Source organism: Agathobaculum sp. LCP25S3_E8, assembly GCF_052117165.1.
Classification (GTDB): Bacteria; Bacillota; Clostridia; order Oscillospirales; family Butyricicoccaceae; genus Agathobaculum.
On sequence record NZ_JBQKJR010000002.1, the window covers coordinates 99,519 to 124,450 of the forward strand.

At 55.9% G+C, this 24,932-nt stretch carries 24 protein-coding genes and 1 other RNA gene; 14 read left to right on the forward strand and 11 right to left on the reverse strand.

What is annotated here, in order from left to right; all coding sequences use genetic code 11:
- The first annotated feature begins 74 nt into the window (after positions 1-74).
- A complete protein-coding gene (locus ACTQ34_RS01610) occupies positions 75-1,112 on the forward strand; it encodes a threonine aldolase family protein (RefSeq protein ID WP_441362187.1) in 1,038 nt (345 codons plus the stop codon).
- A 3-nt stretch (positions 1,113-1,115) separates the two neighbouring features.
- On the forward strand, positions 1,116-1,772 hold the full coding sequence (locus tag ACTQ34_RS01615; protein WP_441362188.1) for a YczE/YyaS/YitT family protein: 657 nt from the start codon (positions 1,116-1,118) through the stop codon (positions 1,770-1,772).
- Positions 1,773-1,973: 201 nt separating this feature from the next.
- Here ACTQ34_RS01615 and ACTQ34_RS01620 read toward each other — a convergent pair whose 3' ends face one another.
- Positions 1,974-2,546, reverse strand: a complete 573-nt coding sequence (locus tag ACTQ34_RS01620) for a hypothetical protein (protein ID WP_441362189.1) — start codon at positions 2,544-2,546, stop codon at positions 1,974-1,976.
- Positions 2,547-2,679: 133 nt separating this feature from the next.
- Between ACTQ34_RS01620 and ACTQ34_RS01625 the strand changes: the two genes are divergently transcribed.
- The 5 genes from ACTQ34_RS01625 (at position 2,680) to ACTQ34_RS01645 (ending at position 6,331) form a co-directional block, all read left to right on the forward strand.
- Positions 2,680-3,066 carry a GntR family transcriptional regulator gene (locus ACTQ34_RS01625; protein ID WP_441362190.1) on the forward strand — a complete coding sequence of 129 codons (387 nt, stop codon included), beginning with the start codon at positions 2,680-2,682 and terminating at the stop codon, positions 3,064-3,066.
- Positions 3,050-3,757, forward strand: coding sequence for an ABC transporter ATP-binding protein (locus ACTQ34_RS01630; RefSeq protein ID WP_441362191.1), 708 nt, complete (start codon positions 3,050-3,052; stop codon positions 3,755-3,757). The genes ACTQ34_RS01625 and ACTQ34_RS01630 overlap by 17 nt, the downstream gene beginning before the upstream one ends.
- Positions 3,751-4,557 carry a hypothetical protein gene (locus tag ACTQ34_RS01635; protein WP_441362192.1) on the forward strand — a complete coding sequence of 269 codons (807 nt, stop codon included), beginning with the start codon at positions 3,751-3,753 and terminating at the stop codon, positions 4,555-4,557. The genes ACTQ34_RS01630 and ACTQ34_RS01635 overlap by 7 nt, the downstream gene beginning before the upstream one ends.
- A 143-nt stretch (positions 4,558-4,700) precedes the next feature.
- Complete coding sequence (locus ACTQ34_RS01640) at positions 4,701-5,351, forward strand: putative ABC transporter permease (protein ID WP_441362193.1); 651 nt, start codon at positions 4,701-4,703, stop codon at positions 5,349-5,351.
- Positions 5,352-5,410: 59 nt separating this feature from the next.
- Positions 5,411-6,331 (forward strand): zinc ribbon domain-containing protein, encoded by a 921-nt coding sequence (locus ACTQ34_RS01645; RefSeq protein WP_441362194.1) that lies wholly within the window; start codon positions 5,411-5,413, stop codon positions 6,329-6,331.
- Between the two features lie 124 nt (positions 6,332-6,455).
- On the opposite strand, the gene ACTQ34_RS01650 is transcribed toward ACTQ34_RS01645, so the two are convergent.
- The 6 genes from ACTQ34_RS01650 to ACTQ34_RS01675 all read right to left on the reverse strand — a co-directional run bounded on the left by ACTQ34_RS01650 (position 6,456) and on the right by ACTQ34_RS01675 (position 14,056).
- Positions 6,456-8,051: a peptide chain release factor 3 gene (locus ACTQ34_RS01650; protein WP_441362195.1), complete on the reverse strand. Its 1,596-nt coding sequence runs from the start codon at positions 8,049-8,051 to the stop codon at positions 6,456-6,458.
- A 267-nt stretch (positions 8,052-8,318) separates the two neighbouring features.
- Positions 8,319-8,918: a recombination mediator RecR gene (recR, locus tag ACTQ34_RS01655; RefSeq protein ID WP_441362196.1), complete on the reverse strand. Its 600-nt coding sequence runs from the start codon at positions 8,916-8,918 to the stop codon at positions 8,319-8,321.
- Complete coding sequence (locus tag ACTQ34_RS01660; RefSeq protein ID WP_302665095.1) at positions 8,918-9,271, reverse strand: YbaB/EbfC family nucleoid-associated protein; 354 nt, start codon at positions 9,269-9,271, stop codon at positions 8,918-8,920. The genes recR and ACTQ34_RS01660 overlap by 1 nt, the downstream gene beginning before the upstream one ends.
- Before the next feature lie 14 nt (positions 9,272-9,285).
- On the reverse strand, positions 9,286-10,932 hold the full coding sequence (dnaX, locus tag ACTQ34_RS01665) for a DNA polymerase III subunit gamma/tau (RefSeq protein ID WP_441362197.1): 1,647 nt from the start codon (positions 10,930-10,932) through the stop codon (positions 9,286-9,288).
- Positions 10,933-11,205: 273 nt separating this feature from the next.
- An RNA gene (gene ffs, locus ACTQ34_RS01670) (signal recognition particle sRNA large type) lies at positions 11,206-11,472 on the reverse strand.
- Positions 11,473-11,527: 55 nt separating this feature from the next.
- A complete protein-coding gene (locus ACTQ34_RS01675) occupies positions 11,528-14,056 on the reverse strand; it encodes a transglycosylase domain-containing protein (protein WP_441362198.1) in 2,529 nt (842 codons plus the stop codon).
- 280 nt (positions 14,057-14,336) lie between these two features.
- On the opposite strand from ACTQ34_RS01675, the gene ACTQ34_RS01680 reads away from it, so the two are divergent.
- Positions 14,337-14,669, forward strand: coding sequence for a hypothetical protein (locus tag ACTQ34_RS01680; protein WP_441362199.1), 333 nt, complete (start codon positions 14,337-14,339; stop codon positions 14,667-14,669).
- Between the two features lie 38 nt (positions 14,670-14,707).
- Here the strand turns inward: ACTQ34_RS01680 and ACTQ34_RS01685 are convergent, their stop codons facing one another.
- Positions 14,708-16,447 carry a stalk domain-containing protein gene (locus ACTQ34_RS01685; protein ID WP_441362200.1) on the reverse strand — a complete coding sequence of 580 codons (1,740 nt, stop codon included), beginning with the start codon at positions 16,445-16,447 and terminating at the stop codon, positions 14,708-14,710.
- Between the two features lie 161 nt (positions 16,448-16,608).
- On the opposite strand from ACTQ34_RS01685, the gene ACTQ34_RS01690 reads away from it, so the two are divergent.
- Positions 16,609-17,451, forward strand: coding sequence for a polysaccharide deacetylase family protein (locus tag ACTQ34_RS01690; protein WP_441362201.1), 843 nt, complete (start codon positions 16,609-16,611; stop codon positions 17,449-17,451).
- On the opposite strand, the gene ACTQ34_RS01695 is transcribed toward ACTQ34_RS01690, so the two are convergent.
- Entirely contained in the window at positions 17,448-17,645 is a 198-nt protein-coding gene (locus ACTQ34_RS01695; protein WP_441362202.1) for a hypothetical protein, read from the reverse strand. The two genes, ACTQ34_RS01690 and ACTQ34_RS01695, sit on opposite strands and share 4 nt — an antisense overlap.
- Positions 17,646-17,737: 92 nt before the next feature.
- Between ACTQ34_RS01695 and ACTQ34_RS01700 the strand changes: the two genes are divergently transcribed.
- Both ACTQ34_RS01700 and ACTQ34_RS01705 read left to right on the forward strand, forming a co-directional pair.
- Entirely contained in the window at positions 17,738-17,953 is a 216-nt protein-coding gene (locus ACTQ34_RS01700; RefSeq protein WP_441362203.1) for a helix-turn-helix domain-containing protein, read from the forward strand.
- Positions 17,954-18,069: 116 nt separating this feature from the next.
- A complete protein-coding gene (locus ACTQ34_RS01705) occupies positions 18,070-19,191 on the forward strand; it encodes a DUF362 domain-containing protein (protein WP_441362204.1) in 1,122 nt (373 codons plus the stop codon).
- Between the two features lie 46 nt (positions 19,192-19,237).
- Here the strand turns inward: ACTQ34_RS01705 and aroF are convergent, their stop codons facing one another.
- The gene (gene aroF, locus ACTQ34_RS01710) at positions 19,238-20,254 is read right to left on the reverse strand and encodes a 3-deoxy-7-phosphoheptulonate synthase (RefSeq protein ID WP_441362205.1); all 1,017 of its coding nucleotides are present in this window, start codon (positions 20,252-20,254) and stop codon (positions 19,238-19,240) included.
- A 131-nt stretch (positions 20,255-20,385) separates the two neighbouring features.
- A complete protein-coding gene (locus tag ACTQ34_RS01715; protein WP_441362206.1) occupies positions 20,386-21,081 on the reverse strand; it encodes a peptidoglycan recognition protein family protein in 696 nt (231 codons plus the stop codon).
- A gap of 538 nt (positions 21,082-21,619) precedes the next feature.
- On the opposite strand from ACTQ34_RS01715, the gene speD reads away from it, so the two are divergent.
- From speD to speE, 3 genes are all read left to right on the forward strand, one after another.
- On the forward strand, positions 21,620-22,384 hold the full coding sequence (gene speD, locus ACTQ34_RS01720) for an adenosylmethionine decarboxylase (protein WP_302665084.1): 765 nt from the start codon (positions 21,620-21,622) through the stop codon (positions 22,382-22,384).
- 211 nt (positions 22,385-22,595) lie between these two features.
- Entirely contained in the window at positions 22,596-24,056 is a 1,461-nt protein-coding gene (locus tag ACTQ34_RS01725) for an aminotransferase class I/II-fold pyridoxal phosphate-dependent enzyme (RefSeq protein ID WP_441362207.1), read from the forward strand.
- Positions 24,057-24,073: 17 nt separating this feature from the next.
- Positions 24,074-24,931, forward strand: coding sequence for a polyamine aminopropyltransferase (gene speE / locus ACTQ34_RS01730; protein ID WP_441362208.1), 858 nt, complete (start codon positions 24,074-24,076; stop codon positions 24,929-24,931).
- Position 24,932: the final 1 nt, after the last annotated feature.

The window sequence follows — 24,932 nt, forward strand, 5'->3', positions numbered from 1 at the left end:
GGAAACGCAACGCCCCATCCCCCTCGGCCGCCGGCCGACAAAGCAAACCATATTTATGAAAGGGAGGAACCCCCATGCGTTACATTGATTTACGAAGCGACACGGTCACCCAACCGACGCAGGCCATGCGGGATGCAATGGCCGCCGCTGTGGTTGGCGATGATGTATTTGACGACGACCCGACCCTGCACGAGCTGGAGGCTTATGCCGCCGAACGGCTGGGCAAGGAAGCTGCGGTGTTTGTCACATCGGGTATGCAAGGCAATGCCTGCGCGCTGCTGGCGCACACCCGCCGTGGCGACTGCGTCATCATCGACCCACATTCGCATATCGCCGACCACGAAGCCGGCTCTTATGCCCAGCTTTCCGGCGTTTCGCTTCGTTTTCCGCAGAGTGTCAACGGCACCATGGACCCGGACTCTGTGCGCGCCTGCCTGACTGACGACAGCGACGTACAGGTCGCGCCCGCAACGCTTGTGGTGGTGGAAAATGCACATTCCACGGGCGCGGTCGTCTCGCTTGACAACATGCGCGCTATCTATGAGGTCGCGCACGAAAAAGGCGTGGCGGTACATCTGGACGGCGCGCGGCTGTTCAACGCCGCAGCGGCACTCGGTGTTTCCGATGTGCGCGAGCTGACCCAGTACTGCGACACTGTGATGTGCTGCCTGTCCAAAGGCCTGTGTGCGCCGGTCGGCTCGATTGTCGCGGGACCGAAGGAGCTGATCTGGCGGGCGCGCCGCGCACGTCGCATCCTCGGCGGCGGCATGCGGCAAGCGGGCTTTTTGGCAGCCGCCGGGCTGATTGCGCTGCGCGATATGACCGATCGAGTTAAGGAAGATCACGAAAACGCGGCATATCTGGGGGCGCTGCTGGATGATATCGACGGCATACAGGTACTGCGCGACCGTTTGGATATCGATATGATATTCTTTACCGCCGACTGGAGCGCGGATAAAGCCGCCCGCTATCCGGCCTGGATGCTGGAGCATGGCGTAAAGGTCACCGGATGCGCCGGTGGGGAGTATCGCATGGTCTGCCATCACGACATCTCCCGCGAGGATTGCACACAAACCGCACAGTTGGTACGCACCTTTGCCGCGGGGGGGTGACCGATGCCCAATCATTATATCCGTCGCCTGCTTTGGCTGGTTGCGGGCATGCTGGTCAGCGCGGTTGGCATCACCATGATGCTGCAAGCCAACATCGGTCTGGAACCGTGGAGTGTATTGCAGCAGGGTCTGGCACAGACTCTCGGTATCACCTACGGCACCGCTTCCATGATTGTCGGTGCGGTTGCCATAGGCGCGGCCATACTGTACGGGGAGAGCTTCGGCTTCGGCACCATCATCAATATCATCCTGTGCGCGGTGTTCATCGACGGGCTGCTCTGGCTTGGCTGGATCCCACAGATGCATTCCCTGCTCACCGGCCTCCCGATGCTGCTGGTCGGATTGGAGTTGCTCGCGCTGGGTACCTGGATGTACATGAAAAGCGCGTTGGGAGCCGGTCCGCGCGATGCACTCATGGTGGCGCTTGCACGTAAAACCGGCCGCTCAGTCGGGCTGTGCCGTGCCACTGTCGAAATCTTCGTCATCATCGCCGGTTTTCTACTCGGTGGCCAGGTGGGTATCGGCACGGTAATCTGCGCCGTCGGCCTGGGTTCGCTCTTCAACTTGAATTTTCATTTCCTGCACTTCCGCGCAGCCGAACTGCATCAGGAAAACATTGCGGAAACCCTGCAGAACCTGCGTTCTGCGAAACAACAGTGAGTACTTCCCTTCCACAGCTCTTTCAAGCAAATTGCCACACATTCCCGTTTGTTTGATCTGCTGGAATTCCTTTCCCCCTGCTCTACTTGCATCACACTTGCCTCTCTGCGAGTGTGATGCATTTTTTTGCATAAATTAGCCCCGGAGCAATACACTTGCAGCCAACTATGCCAGTTTATTGCTTCCGGGGAATTTTTCGCATCAGAAAGAGAGTGGATCATTCTCACGCATCTGTACCGCACGCATGTACTGCCACAGCAGCACAAGCGGTATGATTTGTCCCACCAGCTGCACGCATACCGCAGGCAGCGGCAGCGCGGTCAGGATAAGCGCGCTAGCGACAAATGCGCCCAGCAGCGGCGCATACAGGCACCAGCGGATGCGGCGCGCGGGATAGTTATAGGCATGGGGGATAATACGCTCATCCAGTCCCCAGTATAGGTAATACTCACTGAGCAATCCCGCGACGCTGCCTGCCATGGACAGCAGCGACATAAAGTTTTGCAGCATAACGTTATCGCCTGCCAGCTGTGTACATACCAGCGCCAGTGCAATCAGCGCAATGCAAAGCATCTGTGCGGGAAAGGCGCGGCCCAGCAACGCACTTTCATCCGAAAGACGGTACAATACATAAGCGATTACGCCATAACATATCAGATTAATGATGTTGGCCGCCAGTAAAACAGGCATAGAATTGCTTAGCGCCGCAAGGTTGGTGACTGCGGATATTGCCAAAGCAGCCCACAGAACACGAAGATGAGGGTAAATTTTCATACATGTCGTTCCTCCGATAAGGCCTATTATAGCATAGCCAACGCCGGATGAAAAATATTTTTTGTCAGGGGTTGACAATTGTGTATCATTGTATTATTATCATAATACAATATGACAAGAGAGGAGCGAGGCTATGCAATGGCAACTGCGAGGCGATCGTCCAATCTACCAGCAGCTGGTGGAAATACTGACCGAACAGATCGTCAGCGGCCAGCTGGCGGCGGGCGATAAGGTGCCGGCGGTACGCGAACTGGCGGCACAGGCAGGGGTCAACCCCAACACGATGCAGCGTGCGCTGGCGGATTTGGAGTGTGAAGGACTGATGCACACCAATCGGACCACCGGACGCTATGTGACGGAGGATAAAGAGATGATTGAGAAGATTCGGGAACAAATCGCAAGTGACCGTATTGCGGAATTTCTGGCTGGCATGAGTCAGCTTGGCTTCTCCGAGCAAGAAGTATACCATCTGCTCGAAAAGCGTCAAGGGGAGGGAAATCAGAATGGAACAGAAAAATGAGCTGATTGTCTGTGCAGGCCTGACCAAGACTTATGGCAGCGTAAAGGCACTCGACAATCTGAACCTGACATTGAGCGGCGGCCGGTTTGTCGGCCTGCTCGGTCCGAACGGTTCGGGTAAGACAACTTTGATTAAGCTGATCAACGGCCTGATCCAACCGACGGCCGGCAGCGTGCTGGTAGACGGACAGGCGCCCGGCGTGCATACGCACAGTGTGGTCAGCTACCTGCCTGACCGGGCATACTTGAACGACTGGATGCGGGTATCCGATCTGATGGATTTCTTTGCCGATTTCTATGCAGATTTTGACCGCGTCAAAGCAAATGATATGCTGCAATCGCTACGCATCAATGCACTTGACCGTCTCAAGACACTGTCCAAGGGCACGAAGGAAAAGGTGCAGCTCATCCTGACGATGAGCCGCAAGGCCAAGCTGTTCCTGCTCGACGAGCCTATCGCAGGCGTGGACCCGGCTGCGCGCGACTACATCCTCAACACCATTCTGTCGAATTACAGTGAGGATGCCGCAGTGCTGCTGTCCACCCACCTGATTGCTGATATCGAGCGTGTGCTCGACGAAGTCATCTTCCTGAAAAACGGCGTGATGACGCTGCATGAGAGCGTGGACACGATTCGGGAGGAACATGGAAAATCCGTTGATATGCTGTTCCGGGAGGTGTTCGCATGCTAAAGCTGTTAAAATACGAATGGAAAGCGTGCGCGCGTATCTGCCTGCCGCTGTACGGCGCGATGCTGTTGATGAGCATCATCAACGCCCTGATGACAACCGATCGCGCACAGGATATTATGAACGGTATCCCGACCGCCATCCTTGCGATGCTCTTCTTTGCGCTGCTGGTTGCGGTGTTCGTTGTGACCGCGGTTATCCTGATCCAACGGTTTTACAAAAATCTGCTCGGTGACGAGGGCTATCTGATGTTCACCCTGCCCGTGACGGTCACACAACACATTTGGAGCAAGGTGATCATTGCGGTGGCAATCTGCTGCCTGAGCGGCATCGTCGCAGCGTTGAGCATTTCGATCCTCGGTGCGAACACCAATCTGCTCTGGGGCATCAGTATGGTATTGGGCGAGTTTGGTCGCTCGGTAGCTGAAGATCCAAACGTACTGGGTTATCTGTTCGAGGGAATTTTACTGTTGGTAATTTCTATAATCAGCGGCGTGCTGTATCTTTACCTGTGCATGGCGCTTGGTCATCTGGCGAAAAAGCATCGCGTACTGATGTCGGTCGTGTGGTATTTCGTGCTGTCCACAGCGGCCCAGTTCCTGCTCACCTTTGTGCTGTTCGGTGTGGCAGACGGCCCGATGGAAACCGTGATGACTGCGCTGGCTAATGCACTCAACGGTGTGCCGCAGCAAACGTTGGTACACGGAGTGCTGCTCGGCTTCTGTGTCGCAGCGGCGATACCGGGTGCAATCTGTTATGCTGGCACACATTATATCCTTCAGCATAAGCTGAATCTGGAATAAGCAGCGCATACACGGGGACGCGCTTCCGCGCGTCCCTTTTTGCACCCCAAAATGCGGGGCACTCATAAAATCTTAAGGATTTTGTAGCAGCAATCCAAAGAATTGCCGCGTACAATGAAAGAGTAACAGTGGGAGGGACAGATATGACGGCGGTATTCCGATATGTACATCGAGCGCGCGATGACGCGGCGGGACGATATACGCTTTGCGAAATCGCGGGGCTGTTTCTGGCCTTTTCGACGGCGGGCTGGCTGTGGGAGGTCGGACTGCACCTGCTGCTTGACGGCGAATTGGTCAACCGCGGCACCATGCTCGGACCTTGGCTGCCCATTTACGGCGTGGGCGGGTTGCTGTCCGTGCTGCTGCTGAAGCGTTTTGCCGCACAGCCGATTTTTGTGTTCGCGTTGGGCGCGATGCTTTCCACGGTTATGGAGTTTGCGACAGGTTGTTATCTGCTGGCCGTTTACGGCCTTCGCTGGTGGGATTACAGCGACTATCCGCTCAACCTACACGGTTTGGTGAGTCTGCCGACCGCGTTGGTATTCGGGCTCGGCTGCTGTGCGGCGGTATATCTGGCCGCTCCCCTGCTGCTGCGGATGTTTCGACGCCTGCCGCATGGTATGTTCCTGCCTCTGTGCGCCTTGCTGATTGCATTATTTGCACTGGATTTTTGCGTTTCCACGCTGCATCCGAACACCGGGCAAGGAATTGCGGTCCATCCAGCAGCACAGGATGAACTTCAGGTGATTGATCCTGCCAGAATTGAATTACTGCTGTACAATTTGCCGAATTAAACTTGCGCACGCCCCTCTTATCTGCTATGATGAAACCAGAGAAGGGGGGGGCTTTCCATATGAAGTGTCAGCATTGTGGCATCAATTACAGCGATGAGGATCGGGAGTGTCCAATTTGCGGCGCACGTACAGGGACCCGCGGGCGTGTCGGCGAGCTGGAGAAAAAAGCAGCCGCATGGCGAGACAAACAATTCGCAGATGAGCCAACCTATCAAAAAACGCGCACGCGAAAAACGCCCATACGCGCAAAACAAGCCAGAGCCAGTGTGAAACCGATTCGTGAAACAAAGAATGGAAAAGGCAAGATTGCCTTGGTTGTGGTAGTTGCAGTTGTTCTGGTCAACTTGCTGCCTTCTTTGATTCCGGCTGTAAAAGACCTGTTTGATAACTTTTTCGACGGCAACAATTCGTTTGAAATCAATCTCGGCGATTGGGAGTCTTACGATCCGGATGCGGAAGCCGAAGCGGAGGATTGGGTCAGCTATGATGATAGCGCACTGTATTACGAGCGAGGCCAGGAATATACGTATGACTCGGATAACTATGTCAGCATTTACGCCGCTCTATACGACCTGACGGGCGAACACGCAGTGGCAACACTGGACGACGGCACGACGATTGATTTGCAGGTCGAGCCGGGAGAAATGGGTGATTATACGCTGCGCATTGATGACGGCACCGGTATATACGAGGAACATGGGTATACCTGGTGTATTTACAATTACCCCGACGAAGGAATTTATGACGAAAACTTTCCGCCCGAGCAATATGACAGCCTGACGCTCGTCCTGTCATGCAGCGAGGGGCGCTACGGCGGCAATCTGTATGAGCGATATGACGCCCGGCAGGAAAATACCGACTTGTGGCTGGTGGTTTACGTAAACCGCGAAACCGGTCTGGTCACACTGCAGGACGCGGAACAGGTGGGTATTTTCAGCAACTCTGCTTTTGTGCCTCTGACCAGTGTGCAATCCGGATAAGGTATCATGCACTCGCTTCAGTAGCAAATTTCCGATATATCTGCAAACAGGCTCCATCTATGCGCACAGCATAAATGGAGCCTGTTTTATCGCTTTGTTGGCTGGTATTTATCGTATAAGATACTTATGCGTTTTGCGAAAACTCAGCCAGACGCAGGTTTTCGTTATGGTCAAGCGCATACGTGATATTCCACGGAGAGGAAAACAACAGCAGACTGTTTCCCTTGAGATCCTCGACAATTTTGGTGTCGCTTGTAAGCTGAAGCGCCTTGATATCAAAATCCGGCTCGTCATTTTCCACCCAGCGCACATGCTCATACGGCAGGTTTTCGCGGATGATCTCAACGTTATACTCGTTTTTCAGGCGATATTCCAACACCTCAAATTGCAGCACGCCTACCACGCCCACAATGACAGATTCCATGCCGGCACCCGGTTCACGGAAAATCTGAATAGCGCCTTCCTGCGCAATCTGCTCCACGCCCTTGACAAACTGCTTGCGCTTGAGCGTGTCTTTCTGACGAACGGTGGCAAATAGCTCGGGTGCAAAGGTCGGGATACCCGAAAACATGCACTTGCGCTTCGGATCGCACACGGTATCGCCAATCGAGAACACTCCCGGATCAAAGATTCCGATGATGTCACCCGCATAAGCCTCGTCCACAATCGAGCGATCCTGTGCCATCAGCTGCTGCGGCGCGGCCAGCACCATCTTTTTGCCGCTCTGCACATGCAGCACCTCCTGACCGCGCTCGAATTTACCGGAGCAAATTCGCATAAATGCGATGCGGTCGCGATGTGCCTTGTTCATATTGGCCTGAATTTTAAACACAAAAGCCGAGAAATGGTCCTCAAACGGGTCAATTACACCGATGTCGGCCGTGCGTGCGGTCGGTGGTGGCGTCATTTGCAGGAACTTCTTAAGAAACGGTTCTACGCCGAAGTTGGTCAATGCTGATCCGAAAAACACAGGCGACAGCTTGCCCTCATGCACCGCCTGCAAATCGAACTCATCCCCCGCGCCGGAGAGCAGCTCCACGTCGTCAATCAGCGTCTGATACTGATCCTCCGGCAGCAGCCCCTCGAGGATAGGATCGTCAATCGACAGACGCTGTGCCTTGACCTCATGCCGGAAATCCGCGCCTTCAAAGGCGATAACCTCGTCGTCCATACGGTCATAGACGCCCTTGAAGCGCTTGCCCGATCCAATCGGCCAGTTGACCGCATAGGTGCCGATGCCCAATTCGTTCTCGATCTCCTCGAGCAGCTCATACGGGTCGCGCGATTCGCGGTCCATCTTGTTGATGAAGGTAAAAATCGGCACACCGCGCATCGCGCACACCTTAAACAGCTTGCGTGTCTGCGCCTCGACGCCCTTGGATGCGTCGATGACCATGACCGCCGAATCCGCCGCCATCAGCGTGCGGTAGGTATCCTCGGAAAAGTCCTGATGTCCGGGGGTGTCGAGAATGTTGATGCACTTTCCTTCATAGCGGAACTGCAACACCGAGGAGGTGACCGAAATACCGCGCTGCTTCTCGATTTCCATCCAGTCGGATACGGCATGGCGGCTGTTTTTCTTGCCTTTTACCATACCGGCCTCCTGAATTGCGCCGCCGTACAGCAAAAATTTCTCTGTAATGGTGGTTTTACCGGCGTCCGGATGCGAAATGATCGCAAAAGTGCGCCGGTTCTCAATTTCTTTTTTCAGTTCTGCCACTGACTATTTTCCTCCCGATTATATAAAAACAAAAATTTGTTGCGAAATGTACACAGAATGTTCACATTTTCCCTATATCATAATAAACGTGGAAAGCGTAAGATCCCCCCACATGTTCTTGCTTTCTACTCTCTATCCTACCTTTTATTGCGGGAACGGCCGGACGAAAGTCCGGCCGTTCCTGTTTTTACGCGCGTTTGGCGCAGCTGCTCTTTCTGATGCACAGCAGCCCGCATAAAAAGCAGGAACAAAGCAGAAATACCATATTTACAAATCCCGCCGACCTTCCAGCGCACGGGTCAGCGTCACTTCGTCGACATATTCCAAATGTCCGCCCACGGGAATGCCGTAGGCAAGGCGGGTGATACGAATGCCGAAGGGCTGTAACAAACGGGAAATGTACATGGCTGTAGCCTCGCCCTCGGTATCCGGATTGGTGGCAAGGATAACCTCCTCGGTGTCCTCATCCGCCACACGCTGTACCAGCTCACGGATGCGAATATCGTCCGGCCCGATGTGACCCATGGGCGACAGCGTGCCGTGCAGCACATGATACAGTCCGTGATACTCCTTGGTGCGCTCGAACGCAATCACGTCACGCGGTTCCGCCACCACGCAGATGGTCTTTTGGTCGCGGGTGTTGTCGGCGCAAATCGGACAAATCTCGCTGTCGGCCAGATTCTGGCACCGTTTGCAGGTGAAGGTCTTAGCTTTTGCTTCACGAATTGCGTCAGCAAATCGTTCAGCGTCCTCTTTGGGCAGGTCGAGCACATGGAATGCCAGCCGCTGCGCGGTTTTCTGTCCGATACCGGGGAGCTTTGCGAATTCCTCGATCAACCGCTCGACCGGCGGTGCAAAAAAGTCCATCAGAACAGGCCGCCCAGACCGCCGCCCATGCCGCCGGTAATCGCGTTCATCTGGCTCTGGGATTTCTCATTTGCAGCCTTGAGCGCCTCGTTAACCGCCGCAACCACCAGATCCTGCAGCATATCAATGTCATCCGGGTCGACTACGTCAGGCTTAATCTCAATGGATTTGAGCGTTGAAGTACCGGTTACGGTCGCGGTCACCATGCCGCCGCCTGCCGTGCCGGTGGTCTCCATCTGCGCAATCTCCTCCTGCGCCTTCATCATGTTTTCCTGCATCTTCTGCGCCTGCTTCATCATCGCCTGCATGTTCATGCCGCCGCCGAAGCCGCCAAAGCCTTTTCCCTTTGCCATCTGTTATGTCCTCCTCAAAGTTCTTTTACTTGAATATCAAATGCTTTCGCCCGACCGATGATCTCATCAACCGCGGCGTTTTTTTGTATTACGGGTTCGTCCCCGACTTCACGCACCTTGACCTTGATCGGCGCGCCCGCCAGCGCTGCTGCCTGTTCCCGGATCACCTTCATCGTCGGCTCCGCTTTGGCCAGCATAGCCGTGATGCCGTCCTCGCACAGAATAACCAACGCGTCATCCTCCAGCATGCCCTTGGCAGATACCTTGAGATTGGTATGTGCGCCGGTGTTGATTTTGCCGGTGAGCATTTCCAGCAGCTGCGTCCATTTCGGCCACGCGGCTGCCTGAACAGCCGCAGTGGGCTTTGCCGGTGATATCGGCTGTCCGACCGCAGCCTCGTGCTCCGCCCAAAGCGGCGCATCGCTATCATCCGGCGGTGGCGGAGCGTCCTCGTCGCCCGGCGGAGGCGGCATATCGTCCGCTTGTCGCACGGTTTGCGCCGGTGCCGCTGCAACCGGTATGCCATGCTTCATTTTCTCCTCCAGCGCTTCCACGCGCCCGCTCAATGTATCGTATTGTTCTGCGCCCAGACTACACAGTCGAACCGCACACAACTCCGCTTCAACCCGGCGATTGGCCGCGCTGCGCATGCGGTCGAGCGCTTCGCCTATCACACGACTCCATGCAATCAGCGTAGACGAAGCCAGACCGTCACACAGCTTTTGCAGACTTTTCACCGTATATGCCGGAGAAATCAGCGCAGATACATCGGTTTTGCTGGTCTTAACCAGCAGCGCGTCCCGGATGAGCCCCAGCATCTGGTCATAAACCGCAGCCAAGTCCCGGCCCGCGTTATAATATTCGTCAATCAGCGCAATGGCCGCAGCCAAATCGCCGGTTTTCAGATGCTCCGCCAGCCGAATGCCGTCATCCTGCCCCATCACGCCGAGTGCCGCGGTCACAGTTTGCTCATCCACCGCGCCTGCCGCCGCCGCTCGGTCCAGCATGGACAGGGCATCACGCATTGCGCCGTCTGCCAGCCGTGCAATCAGGCGCGCCGCGCCTTCGGTCAGTTCGATGCCCTCACCCGCTGCTACATCCAGCAGGCGGCGCGCGATATCCTCCGCGCCGATACGCCGAAAATCGAACCGCTGGCAGCGCGACAGAATGGTCGCGGGCACCTTGTGCAGCTCGGTGGTCGCTAAGATAAACAGCACATGCTCGGGCGGTTCCTCGAGTGTCTTGAGCAGCGCATTGAACGCGCCAATCGAGAGCATATGCACCTCGTCGATGATAAACACACGCTTTTTCACCTGCGCGGGTGTGTATCGTGTCTCGTCACGCAAATCGCGAATGTTATCGACACCATTGTTCGATGCCGCGTCAATCTCGGTCACATCGAGCACCGATCCGTCCAGAATACCGCGGCAAGCCGCGCACTCGTTGCATGGGTCGCCATTCACCGGATGCTCACAGTTGACCGCGCGCGCCAAAATCTTGGCGCAAGTTGTCTTGCCCGTGCCACGTGTGCCGGTAAACAGATAGGCATGGCTCAGCCGACCGGACTGGAGCTGCGCGCGCAGCGTATCCGTGATATGCTGCTGGCCGATTACGTCCGCAAAGGTCTGCGGCCGCCATTTACGATATAACGCCTGATACAATGCATACCACTCCTTTCCATTGCCTGTCCGGACGTTTTATATACCACAAAAGAGGCGGGCGCAAGCCCGCCTCCCAGCGTTCTCTCCTGCGCGTCAAGCGCGCAATCCAATCCATAAAAACCCGCGACATGCGCGTGGGTTTTTATACCAGTCGGAGCAAAAGTTTCGCTTGTCGGAACTTTTGTCCCGGCCGGATGTATCCGAGCCATGCTCGGTGCATCCGCTCGCTTGAAAGCGTGGTTTCAAGCGAAATCCGTTCAGCGCCCCACAAGACCGCACGCGAGCAATTCGAAAGCGCACGCCCGACTGCCTTTCCGCGGTTTGGGCTCAAAATCGGCAGCTCTGCGGCACACGATGGTTTCCACTTAATGCTGCTCGGTTCCCCGCCTGACATGGTTCACGGTCCTCCGTTGCGCAGTACCGGTCTCTCATCACCCTGTTGGCAGCTGCTTCGCCGCGCGTACGTCCCTCCTTGCCCGCATCATCCCCGCTGTAGCGGATTGCGGGTACAGGACACCGCTAACGCCCCGATGTGTGCGGCCTTGTGCGGCGCTGAACAGATATTCGGTTGTTATTTTATGCGTTCCAGCCGGTTTTATGCTTCTGGATCGTCAGACGACGGTGTGGTCTCGCCGCCAGTACCGCCACCGGTTTCTCCTCCAGTGCCGCCACCGGTTTCGCCGCCCGTGCCGCCACCGGTTTCGCCGCCCGTGCCGCCGCCGGTATTCCCACCAGTCTCGCCACCGGTGTTTCCACCGGTCTCGCCGCCGGTTTCGCCGCCGGTATTGCCACCGGTTTCGCCGCCCTCCGGATCGGTCGGAGTAGACGGCAGGCCGGTTTCCGGATCAATAGAAGGATCATTGGGATCAGTCGGTGTCTGCTCTTCCGGTTTCTTCTGCTCTTCCGTCTTCTCCTCTTCCTCTTCTTCCTTCCAGTCGGTTACGCCAACTTTAGCAAAGTTATAGTTCGTAGTAATGCCCTGATGGCTGCACGTCTCGGTCGGTACTTCGTTGTTCCAGAAGCGGCCGCTTGCAGCGCGTCCCGCTGCGCGGCAGGCGCCGGAAGCAAGCAGACCGGTATCCATACAATAGGTCACCGTCGTGAAGTCCTGCGGATGCGAATCAAACACCAGACCGGAGTCGCCTTCATGCACCTTCTGCATCACTGCCAGCCAGGTTGCCGCGGCATTGCGGCCATACAAGCCATTGAGCGTATAGTTATGCTCATAACCTACCCAAACCGCAGCGGAATACTGAGGCGTTACGCCGCAGAACCAGATATCGGTGTTGGAGGTCGTCGTACCGGTCTTACCGGCGGTCTGCACACCGGAAATCTGCGTGCCGGACGCGGTACCGTAAGCCGTGACGTTTTGCAGGCATTCGAGCATGTAATATGCGGTGCGCACATTTTCAAAGCCCAGATCCGTGCTCGGATTGTTTTCAAGCACCGTATTGCCCTCTGAATCAAGCACCTTGGTGTAGGTGCGCGTGCCGCCGAACACGCCGTCGTTGATGAAGGCAGAGAAACCGCCCGCCATCTCTCGCACGGTCACGCCGTCGGTCAGCGCGCCCAGTGCCAGCGGTGAATAGTCGATATCGCTCTTGACTGTGCCGTCCTCATAGGTGCGGCTGCCTACCAGCTGGATACCGAGTCGCTGTGTCAGGAAATCATAGGATGCCTGCGGCGTCAGCATGGCCATTACCTGTACGGCAATGGTGTTAACCGAACTGGTAATACCGCTTTTAATCGTCATGGACTTGCCCGTCGGCATCTTGCCGTCGTTCATCGGCCACGGTTTTCCATCATCCCCGATATACAGCGGCTTGTCATACACTGTCGTGGAGGGGACAATAATCCCCTTATCCATAGCCGGGCCGTAAGATGACAGCGGCTTGATTGAGGAACCTGGCTGACGGCGCGCGTCCGTAGCATATGAGAAGGCCAGATTTTCTGTCTTTTCGCCGCGGCCGCCCGCAATGGCAACAATACTGCCCTGCTTATCCGTGATGACCATGGCGCTCTGCGGGCGCTCACCGTATTTCTCGGTATTGGGGAATACGGAATCATCCGCCCACACCTGATCGACGATGCTCTGCACCTTGGTATCGATGGTAGCATAAATCTTCAGGCCGCCTGAGGTGACCATGTTGCTGGCCACGACTTCGGAATATCCCTTCTGCTCCATCAGGTCGTTGGTTACGTCCTTGATGACCGCATCGGTAAAGTAGGAGTAAATATCGCTGATATCCTGCTGGTACTGCTCATAGGGGCGGTAAACCAGCTCGGTTGAGATTGCCTCGTTATACGCAGTCTGGTCAATCATGCCCAGCTCCAGCATTTTGCCGAGGATATTCTCCTGTCGCTCCTTGACCTTTTCCGGCCGGTTATACGGATCATAAATGGACGGATTGTTGGTCAGTCCGGCCAACGCGGCACACTCCGCGAGGCTCAGCTCGGACACATCCTTGCCGAAATAGGTGGTCGCGGCAGTTTTCACGCCATAGCAGTTATAACCGAGGTAGATCGTATTGAGATACATCTCGAGAATACGGTCCTTATCCCCGATTTCATCCTCCAGCGCCAGCGCGCGGAAAATCTCGTTCACCTTACGCTTGACCGAATAATCGTCCTCATCGGTAACGTTTTTGATGAGCTGCTGAGTGATGGTCGAGCCGCCGTACTGGTCATCGCCAACCAGCCAGTTGGCAACCGCACCGAACGTGCGCTTCCAGTCCACGCCGTGGTGTTTGTAAAAGCGTTCGTCCTCAATAGCGACCACAGCATTTTTCAGATTATCCGGAATATTCTCGCTGTCCACCCAAATGCGGTTTTCCATACCGCGAATGGTTTCATAGAGCGTTTCTTCTCCCGTTTCGGAATCGACTGCATAGATGAAGGAGTTCAAATCCAAGCCCAGACCCTTGCTCAGGTCGGTTGCAGTTTCCTGCGCAGACGGGTTGATATATGCATGTACATAATACGCAAATGCAATGCCGCAGAAGCAGGCGCAAAGCACACCGATAAGCAGCAGCGTCAGCAGCACGCGGGATATCACGTGCAGGACGCCCGATCCTTTTCTTTTGCCAGTTGCCAATTCGGTTTCCTCCTTGCCCGCCGGATTCATGCCGCGGGTCTCATCAGGTCGGACGTATGAGCCGTCCGTTTTGTTCCCGATATTCCCTAAAATAAGCAGTTTTTTATCTGCTTTCAGTCATTATACCACAGAAACAGGCGTTTTAAAAGCATACATTTTTCCTGTCTCCCTCTGTTGGTCACAGTCGTTCGCGGCTATTATACCACATTATTCCGCAAATTTCAAACAAATTTTACACCTGTTTGCGAATACTTTCCAGAATTCCGGGCATACTCAAAGAAAATTCCAGGAATATAAGGAGGTAATTTCCGTGATGCAGGGGTTTTACATGCTGGCCATGCTGCGCGCGAAACGACAGCGGCGCATCGCGCTTGCGGCCTGCGCAGCGGCGCTTATCAGCGCATTTTTTGCCGCGCGCGTCTGGTTTTCGACTCCGGTCGTGCCTGCCAGCACGACCGAGCTGCCCTATATTGCCCAAGCGGAGGAGGGCCGTTTGGTCGTCTCCCGCGGCGGCGAAATCGTCATCCGCACGGATATTGATGTCCGCACCCTGCCCGCCGCCGACCGCGAAGCGCTCGAGGACGGTATTCTGCTGTCGGATGCGCAGGCGCTTGCCCGTCTGCTCGAGGATTACGGCTCATAAAAACGACGGGCAAACGCCCGCCGTTTTTATGCTTCCCGTTATGCCGCGTTTTGCAGCATGGCTTCGATTTCCTCACTTGTGATGACCTCATCGGACGCGGGTACCCGCGTCTCGCTGCCCGCCGGAGCGGGCTGCTGCGTCAGCGTCAGCGTGATTTCGGTCAGACTTTCATTTTTTACATGCACAGACAACGCGATATCGCTGCGGTCAGCATCGCCCGCAAAGGTCAGCGTCACCAGCGTCTCGCCGTTCCAGTCGTTGAGGCGGCATTCCACCTCGCCCTCAATACTGCCGTCCGACATATCGAGCGTATAGGAGGCCGTCACATAACCGTCCTCATCCGGCAGCTGCGTGGACAAATCCGCGCTATACTGCGCGTCGCTCTGCGTAAAGCAGTCGTCGCCCGCAAACGCGGCGAACAGGTCCGCCGCCTGCTGCACCTCGCCCCACAAATCGCTGTACGAATAGGCGTAGTTGCGCTCCGCCTGCGTAACCAGCACCGTGCCGATGGTCGCGCCGCTTGTATCAAACGCCGTTTCCGGCAGCAGCGCCGTCCCGGCGAGTATATTCTGTCCGGTCAACGGGTCATCCAATCCATCCGAAAAGGCAATCCACTTATCCTGCGGCATGGATACGCCGCTCGTCTCCGCAAGCAGCTCCATCAACAGCGGGCAGCGCAGGTACAGGATGCCGCTTTCCGCATCCCAGACCATCTCCAGACGGGCGTTTTGCAGCTGTTCCTGCCACTGGGCAAGCTGTGTGGACAGTTTTTCCGCATCATCCCATGTATACTTATCATACTCCCGCGCAAACAGCGCCGCCAGCCCGTACAAATCAACCTGCACATCCACTGTCAGTCCGCCGCTGCCGTCAACCACCTCCAGCGTGCCGTCAAGCAGCACCGTGGTCTCGTCCCCGTCAATCGTATTAAACGCCGTGTACAGCACACGCAGCGCGGCCGCGGTGCGCATGGTCTGCGCCGGGTCACGCACAGGCTGCGCGGCAAGCCACCGGTTCACCACGGTAAACCGCGCGTCAATCTGCTCCACCAGCGCATCTCTATCATACAGCACCGCCGTCTGCGCATCGTTGTCCCACTGCACAGTCAGTCCGAAGGTCTCGGCAAAGAACCGCACCGGCACATAGGTGCGCCCGTCCTTTTCATAGGGCTCGGCATCCAACGTTACCGTTTCCAGCACCGCGCCGGTCGCATTGTCGGACAGCGTCAGCGTATCGCCGCCGAGCGCAAAATCACAGCGAGTGCCGTCCTTCACAGCCGTAATCGCGCCGCTGTCGTAATCGACTGCCGTGCCCAGCGTCTCCGCAATCGCGCGGAACGGCACCATGGTGCGGTCATGGACCATTTCCGGCTGCGCGTCCGGAAAAGCGACCGTCTCTCCGTTCAGCTGCACGGAAACCGGCGGGACATACTCATAAGTATCGAGCTGCACCAGCTGCATGGCGGCATCGCGCAAGAACGCTTCTCGGCTGTCGTAATACTCGTCCACCATCGCCCAGTCCCAGCCATAATAGGCCTGCTCGAACGCCTTTTCCGGGTCGGCTGCGAGTTGAGCCAGATGTGCTTCATACCGTGCGCAGACCCAGTCGTAATCGACCCGGTCAAAATACCAGTCCTGCATGAATGCATCCGCCGATTCGTAGCCCATCTGCTCATAGAGCGGCGTTCCCGTCTCAGCCGCGAACGCCACGGGCAGTGTGCCGCACAGCAGCACCATCGCCAAAACGAGCGAAAGCCAGCATTTCATTTTCCGTTTCATGTTTCATGCCCCCTTCCCTGTCCTTATTCTTATTGTACTCCTGTAACCGCACACGGTCTATTTGTGTTTTCTCCATTTTTGGGGCGAAAAAGCTGTCATTTTGTCCAGAGGCATACGCCGGACGCATGCCGCATACCGTATCATCAAGGGGGCGTTTACTTATGTTCATCACCATCACCCGTGATACCTTGTACCGCATCGGTGCGGCAGCGGGCGTATGCGCGCTGCTTGCCGCGCTGTTTTTCCTTGTGCCGCAGGACGACAGAGGCACGACGGCGCAAACCGCCGCCGACACGGAGCAGGCCGTGCCCACGTCCATCAGCGACTGGGGGCTGTCCTTCCAGACCGAGGGCCAGCCGCCGATCGGCAACGTGCCCGCCGACACGCTGCTGCAATGGAACGCTTACTATGTGGGCGACACCAGCAAGAACACCATCTATCTCACCTTTGACGCGGGCTACGAAAACGGCTGCACAGGTGCGATACTGGATGCGCTGAAAAAGCACAACGCGCCTGCATGCTTCTTTGTCGTGGGCAACTTCATCGACTCCGCGCCCGAACTGGTGCAGCGCATGGTGGATGAGGGGCACATCGTCGGCAATCACACGCTGCATCACCCGGATATGTCCTCGATTTCCGATAAGGAAGCCTTTGCCGCCGAACTGAACGGACTGGAGGAAAAATTCACCGCGCTGACCGGTCAGCCGATGCAGAAATTTTATCGTCCGCCGCAGGGCAAATTCAGCGAGGAAAACCTCAAACAGGCACAGGAGCTGGGCTATACGACCGTGTTCTGGTCGCTGGCATATGTCGACTGGTACACCGACAACCAGCCGACCGACGAGCAGGCGTTCGCCAAACTCCTGCCGCGCATCCATAACGGCGCCATTGTGCTGCTGCACTCGACGAGTGAAACCAACGCGCGCATCCTCGACGAGCTGCTCACCCGCTGGGAGAACGAGGGCTATACCTTCGGCAGCCTGACCGACCTGACAGCCGCTTAATCCGCGCAGGCTGCATCCTCCGCATCGCGCAGCGCCTGTTCGAGTGAGCCGCGGACATCTGCAAGACTCATGCCGCTGTCCGCGGCTTCGATGCGCTCAGCCAAACCGGCTATCGCGCCGAACAGATGCAGATAAGCGGCTTTGTAGTGCAGCTCGGACGCGGATTCCGACGGTTTTTCATGGATTACATTCATTTTTATCACCTCACCTCTATTTTGTGTCATTTTGACACAAAATGCAAGTGTATCTTTTCTGAAAAGTATACTGATACATACGAGGTGGTAACATGAAGCTGCGAATCAAAGATATGCGCGAAGATCGCGATTTAAGCCAAGAAACTGTCGCACAGGCGCTGCATATCCCGCGTGCCACCTACTGTAATTACGAAGCCGGCCGCCGAAATATCCCCAATGATGTACTATGCAGTCTTGCCGACTTTTATAATGTCAGTCTGGACTACCTGCTCGGCCGTTCGGACGACGGTACGCCCTTCCGCAAATAACCGCACCGGAAATCCGGTGCGGCTCTTTTTTGTCCGGCCGCATTCTCACTTGTTTTACCATATTTTCCTGTGCTATACTACTATTACAAGGCAAGACAAGAAAGGAAGGAACCTCCATGGACAAATCCAAGGTTTATTTTGCGGATTTCCGCACCACGCTGACCGAGAATTTGCAGCAGAAGCTGACCCGCCTGATGAAAGCGGCGGGCATGGACAGCATCGACTTTGACAAGAAATTCACCGCCATCAAAATCCACTTCGGCGAGCCGGGCAACCTTGCATTCCTGCGTCCGAACTGGGCCAAAACGGTCGCGGACTTCGTCAAGGAGCGCGGCGGCAAGCCGTTCCTGACCGACTGCAACACGCTGTACGTCGGCGGACGCAAGAACGCACTCGACCACCTGGATTCCGCTTATCTTAACGGCTTTTCGCCGTTCTCCACCGGTTGCCATGTCATCATCGCAGACGGTCTGAAGGGCACGGACGAAGCGTATGTGCCGGTCGAGGGCGGCGAATACGTCAAGGAGGCTAAAATCGGACAGGCCATCATGGACGCGGATGTGTTCATTTCTCTGACCCATTTCAAGGGCCACGAGGCAAGCGGCTTCGGCGGCACGCTCAAGAACATCGGCATGGGCTGCGGCTCACGCGCCGGCAAGATGGAACAGCACAACGCCGGCAAGCCGCAGGTGGACCAGAATCCCTGCGTTGGATGCGGCATGTGCACACGTATCTGCGCGCACAGCGCCATCACCATCACGAATAAAAAAGCACATATCGACCACGATAAGTGTGTCGGCTGCGGTCGTTGCATCGGCGTGTGCCCGACCGACGCGATCGGCTGCGGCTACGATGAATCCAACATCGTTCTCAACCGCAAAATCGCGGAATATACCAAGGCGGTAGTGGACGGCCGCCCGTGCTTCCACATTTCGCTGGTTATCGACGTGTCGCCCAACTGCGACTGCCACGCGGAAAACGACGTGGCTATCGTGCCGAATATCGGTATGTTTGCATCGTTTGACCCGGTTGCGCTCGATCAGGCATGCGCAGATGCGGTTAACGCCGCGCCGGTCAATCCGGCAAGCCTGCTGTGCGACGAGCACGAGCGTCACCACATCCACGACCCGAATGACCACTTCCATGCCGTCCATCCGGACACCAACTGGCAGTCCGCGCTTGAGCATGCGGAAAAGCTGGGGCTGGGCACGCGCGAATACGAACTGGTTAAGATTTAACACACGGACAAAACAAAAAGAGGGGCCAAAGCCCCTCTTTTTATATTTATCCCTGAATTTCGCGGCCTTCAAATTCCGCACGGCGCTTGATATCCGACATCACCGTTTCAAACTGCGGAATGTCGAGCGACTGCGCGCCGTCGCACAATGCGTTCTTAGGATCGTTGTGCACCTCGATAATCAGGCCGTCTGCGCCCGCGGCGATCGCCGCACGCGAAAGCGGCTGCACCATATCGCGCCGTCCGGCGGCGTGGCTCGGGTCGATGACGATCGGCAGATGGCTGAACATCTTGACCAGCGGCACGGCGGAAATATCCAGATTGTTGCGAATCAGGTTTTCGAACGTGCGGATACCGCGCTCACACAGGATAACGTTGGTATTGCCGCCCGCGAAGATGTATTCCGCCGCCATGAGGAACTCCTCCATCGTGGCGGACAGGCCGCGCTTGAGCAAAATGGGCTTGTTTGAGCGGCCCAGCTCCTTGAGCAGCATGAAATTCTGCATATTGCGCGCGCCGAGCTGGATGATATCCACATCCGCAAACAGATCCAGATGCTTTTCGCTCATAATTTCGGTCACGATCGGCAGACCGGTCTGGCGCTTGGCCTCGAGCAGCAGTTTGAGGCCCTCAGCTTCGAGTCCCTGGAAGGAGTAGGGCGAGGTACGCGGCTTAAACGCGCCGCCGCGCAGGAAGGATGCGCCCGCCTTTTTGACCGCCTCGGCCACCTCCACGATCTGCGCCTCGCTCTCGACCGAGCAGGGACCTGCCATGACGTTAAAATATCCCGCGCCGATTTTGCGTCCCGCGACCTCGATGATCGTGTCCTCAGGATGGAATTTGCGGTTGACGGCCTTGAACGGCTCGGTCACGCGCTGCACGCGCTCGACCACGTCATAGGCCATAATATCCCCTTCATCGAGCTTGGTGGTGTCGCCCATCAGACCAAGAATGGTCGTATTGGCGCCCTCGGAATAGTTGATTCGCAGCCCCATATCCGTAAAATGCTGCATCAGACGTTCAACACGTTCCTTGTCGCTGTTCTGTTTGAGTACAACGATCACGATAATTCACTCCTTTATCAGTTGAAAATGTAAGCTCTGCCAGTATACCACCAAATTACCCAAAAGAAAAGAGCGATTTACCACAAATCGCCCTTTCTTTTTGGTTTGTTTTCGCACGCAGTTGCACAGCACTAACCGTTTGCCTGCGCCGCTTTGAGTTCTTCGTACTTCTGCTTGACCGCCGCGCAGAACTCATCCCATCGGCCGTCGTTTATCAGTTTTGCCGGACAGACCTTACCGGAAAAGTCCTGATGCTTTTTCAGCGCCTTATCCGGATTGAGGTCGTACTCGAGCAGCAATCGCGCGCACAGTTTTTCGGTGTTGATGAGCGTCTGCTCATAGTTGCCGTCCTCGTTGACGCACATCTCGATGCCCACGCCGTTCATATTGCCGCCATTCTTCTCCATCTGATCGCCCGCGTGGTAGGCGGTTTCGTTGTCCGGCAGATGATGGTAGATCTCATGATCGTCAACCGTATAGTGCCACGAAACAATGCCGGTTTCCGCATTGGCATTCTGATGAATAAAGGAATTATGCGCGGCGGCGTCCGCCCCGGCGGAAAAATTATCCGTTTCATGGACGACCAGATATTTGATTTCGCGGATTTCCCCGGGCCGCGCCCGGCTGCCCTCAGGCAGATAATCCGTGTAAACCGGGATATCCTCAATATAGGACAGACCTGCGTCCGGCTGCGGCGGCCGGCTGATTGCGCTGTGGGTGAACATGCCTGCCAGAAATGAGACGATCACCAGCCCCACCACTACCAGTACACGTCCGCCGCCTGTGCGTTTTCCCTTTCGTTTTGTATGAAACCCTGTTATCTTCACGGTGCATAGACTCCCCATTATGAACTGTGTTTGTTTTATTGTACTACGTTTCGCGCTTTTTTTCAAAGGTTCGACTGTAAACTTTTTGTTTCCACGCAAAATGCATGCCTGTGGCATGTAAAACCTGCAAGAAAGCCTTGCAATCCGGCGTTCTGTACGATATAATAATATTCACTCGGAGAGGCAAAGCCTTTCAGCAGAATTCTTTGACCGCCCTTCCTGTCGGGAAGGTGCCAAGGCCATACGGACAGCCGGGTCAAATGCCGCACTTGGCAACTTTGTTGCCTTATTGAATTTTATAAGTTGGCTGACTAAAAGCCGTGTGCCGCGGGCGCATCACACTTGTGAAACAATCAATAAGAGTAGTAAAAGTAGATTCTTGCTATATAGACTCTTTCCTCTTCCAGATACAGACTGTCCGGAACAGTCCGGATAAAGAGAGAGATTGCCTTCCTCAAGTGGAAAAGTACGTCCCGTCATTCGCGGGGCTTTTCTTTTGCTTGAGGATTTTTTATTTTTATTGTGAGGATAATCAGATATGCAGAACAAACTCAGACTCTACGGCTTTAACAACCTGACCAAGGCACTTTCCTTCAACATCTATGACGTGTGCTACGCCAAAACCGAGCGCGAACAGCGGGATTATATTGCCTATATCGATCAGCAGTACAATTCCGAGCGTCTGACCGGCATTCTGGAGCGCGTTACCGAAATGATCGGCGCGCATGTGCTGCATATCTCCAAGCAGGATTACGACCCGCAGGGCGCATCGGTCACGTTCCTTATCGCGGAAGAGCACATGAAGCCCGCCCTGGAACCGGACACCATTGTGGCACATCTGGACAAGAGCCATGTCACCGTCCACACCTATCCTGAGTATCATCCGGATACCTGCCTTGCGACCTTCCGCGTAGACATCGATGTGGCGACCTGCGGCGAGATTACGCCGCTGTCCACGCTCGACTATCTCATCGGATCGTTCGACTCGGATATCATTACCATGGACTACCGCGTACGCGGCTTCACCCGCGATATTGAAGGCAAAAAGTTGTTTATGGATCACCATATCACCTCGATTCAGGACTTTATCGACCCCGCAACCCTCGACCGCTACGACGCATACGACATTAACGTCTATCAGTCCAACCTGTTTCACACGCGCATGCTGCTCAAAGAGGTCGATTTGCAGAACTACCTGTTCAACACCGATATCTACGAACTGCCGCCCAAAACACGCCTTAAAATCCACTCTGATCTGCGGCGCGAAATGATCGAGATTTTCTCGGGCAAGAACGTCTATTAAAGTATAGGGGACTTCGCAAGTCCCCTATATACGAAAGCCGGTTCCGAAGAAACCGCCTTTTCGATACCCGAACAACGCGGCCCAAGGCCGCTGGGTCGGGGTATCAAAAGCACGGGCAAAGCTCGCGCTTTTGATGGAAATACCGCATTGCGGCATTTCCAGTCAAATACGCGCTGTGCGCGCAATATTCCCGCCGAAAGAAGGCATGACTATGGATCAGTCCCGTGCGCCCATCAAGGAGGCGCTCGAACACTTTAAAGATATGCGCATCGTGCCGTTTGATGTCCCCGGACACAAACGCGGACGCGGCAATCCCGAACTGACGCGCTTTCTGGGCGAGCAGTGCATGACCGTGGATGTCAACTCCATGAAACCGCTCGACAATCTATGTCATCCCACAAGCGTCATCCGCGAAGCGGAAGAGCTGGCCGCCGAAGCCTTTGGCGCAGCGCACGCTTTCCTGATGGTCGGCGGCACGACCTCGTCGGTGCAATCGATGGTTTTAAGCGTCGTTGCCCGCGGGGATGAAATCATCCTGCCGCGAAACGTGCACCGCAGCGTCATCAACGCGCTGGTGCTGACGGGCGCCATTCCGGTTTACGTCAACCCGCAGATGAACGACCGTCTCGGCATTTCGCTGGGCATGTCGGTAGCGGATGTGAAAGCCGCCATCGAAAAACACCCGTCTGCCAAGGCCGTGCTGGTCAACAACCCGACCTATTACGGCATCTGCTCGGATATCAAGGAAATCGTGCGGCTCGCGCACGAAAAGGGCATGAAGGTGCTGGCTGACGAAGCGCACGGCACGCATTTCTACTTCGGCGAAAACATGCCGGTGTCCGCCATGGCCGCGGGCGCCGATATGGCGTCGGTTTCCATGCACAAATCGGGCGGCAGCCTGACGCAGTCGAGCTTTCTGCTGTGCGGTCCGTCCATGAACGCCGAATATGTTCGCCAAATCATCAACCTGACGCAAACCACGTCCGGCTCGTACCTTTTGATGGTCAGCCTGGACATTTCACGCAAAAATCTCGCGCTCTACGGCAAGGAGATTTTCCGCAAGGTGACGCATCTGACCGAATACGCCCGCGACGAAATCAACCAGATAGGCGATTATTATGCCTATGGCCGCGAACTGATCAACGGCGACACGGTCTACGACTTCGACGTGACCAAGCTCGCTGTCAACACGCTGGATGTCGGCCTTGCCGGCATCGAAGTATACGACGTGCTGCGCGACTTTTATGATATCCAAACCGAGTTTGGCGATTTGGGCAACCTGCTCGCCTATGTCTCGGTCGGCGACCGCGAGCGCGACCTCGAACGGCTGGTGGCCGCGCTGGCGGACATCCGCCGCCGCTATAAGCGGGACAAGGCTACGCTCATGCGGCAGGAATACATCTCGCCGCAGGTGGTTGCCGCCCCGCAGGAAGCCTTCTATGCGGACAAGCAGACGATTGCGCTGGATAACTCGGTCGGGCGCATCTGCGCCGAGTTTGTCATGTGCTATCCGCCCGGTATTCCAATTCTTGCGCCGGGTGAGCGCATCACGCGCGAAATTCTCGACTATATCCGCTATGCCAAAGAGAAAAACTGCATGCTGCTCGGCACCGAGGACCCGGATGTGAACAACCTGCAGGTGATTCGGGGCGTTATCAGCCCCTGCGACTAACGCAAGGAGTCTTATTCATGCGATTAACCTTTACCGAAATGCACACGCCGACCGTCGGCCTGCAAATTCAGGTCGACCGGCAGCTTTACACCGAGCAGAGCGACTTTCAGCGCATCGACGTATTCGAGTGCGAGGAGTTCGGCCGGTTTCTGACGCTCGACGGCTACATGATGCTGACCGAGCGCGACGAATTCATCTATCACGAAATGATGGTGCACGTCCCGCTTGCCGTACGGGGAGATGCCATCAAAAAAGTGCTTGTCATCGGCGGCGGCGACGGCGGCTGTGTACGTGAGCTATGCCGCTATCCGCACATCGAGCACATCGACCTGGTCGAAATCGACGAGCGCGTGGTCGCGGTGTGCAAGGAATTTCTGCCAACTGTGGCGTGCAGTCTGGACGATGCGCGCGTGCATATTCTCTATCAGGACGGACTGAAATATATCCGCCGCATTGAGGACGAGTACGACCTCATCATCATCGACTCGACCGACCCGTTCGGTCCGGGCGAGGGCCTGTTCACGATGGAGTTTTACGGCAACTGCTACAAGGCACTCCATGCGGACGGCATTCTGGTCAACCAGCACGAAAGCCCGTTCTACAAGGGCGACGCGCTTGCCTGCCAGCGTGCGCACCGCAATATCGTGCACTCGTTCGAGCTGTCCCGTCTGTTTCAGGCGCATATCCCGACCTATCCGTCCGGGCACTGGCTGTTCGGCTTCTCGTCGCGCGGCGTGCATCCGGTTCACGACCTCGACGCGGACACATGGAACGCCCGCGGCATCGAAACCAAATACTACAACACCAATCTGCACAAAGGCGCGTTTTATTTACCGAATTACGTTCAAAAACTACTGGAAAAAGTGGAGGAATGAT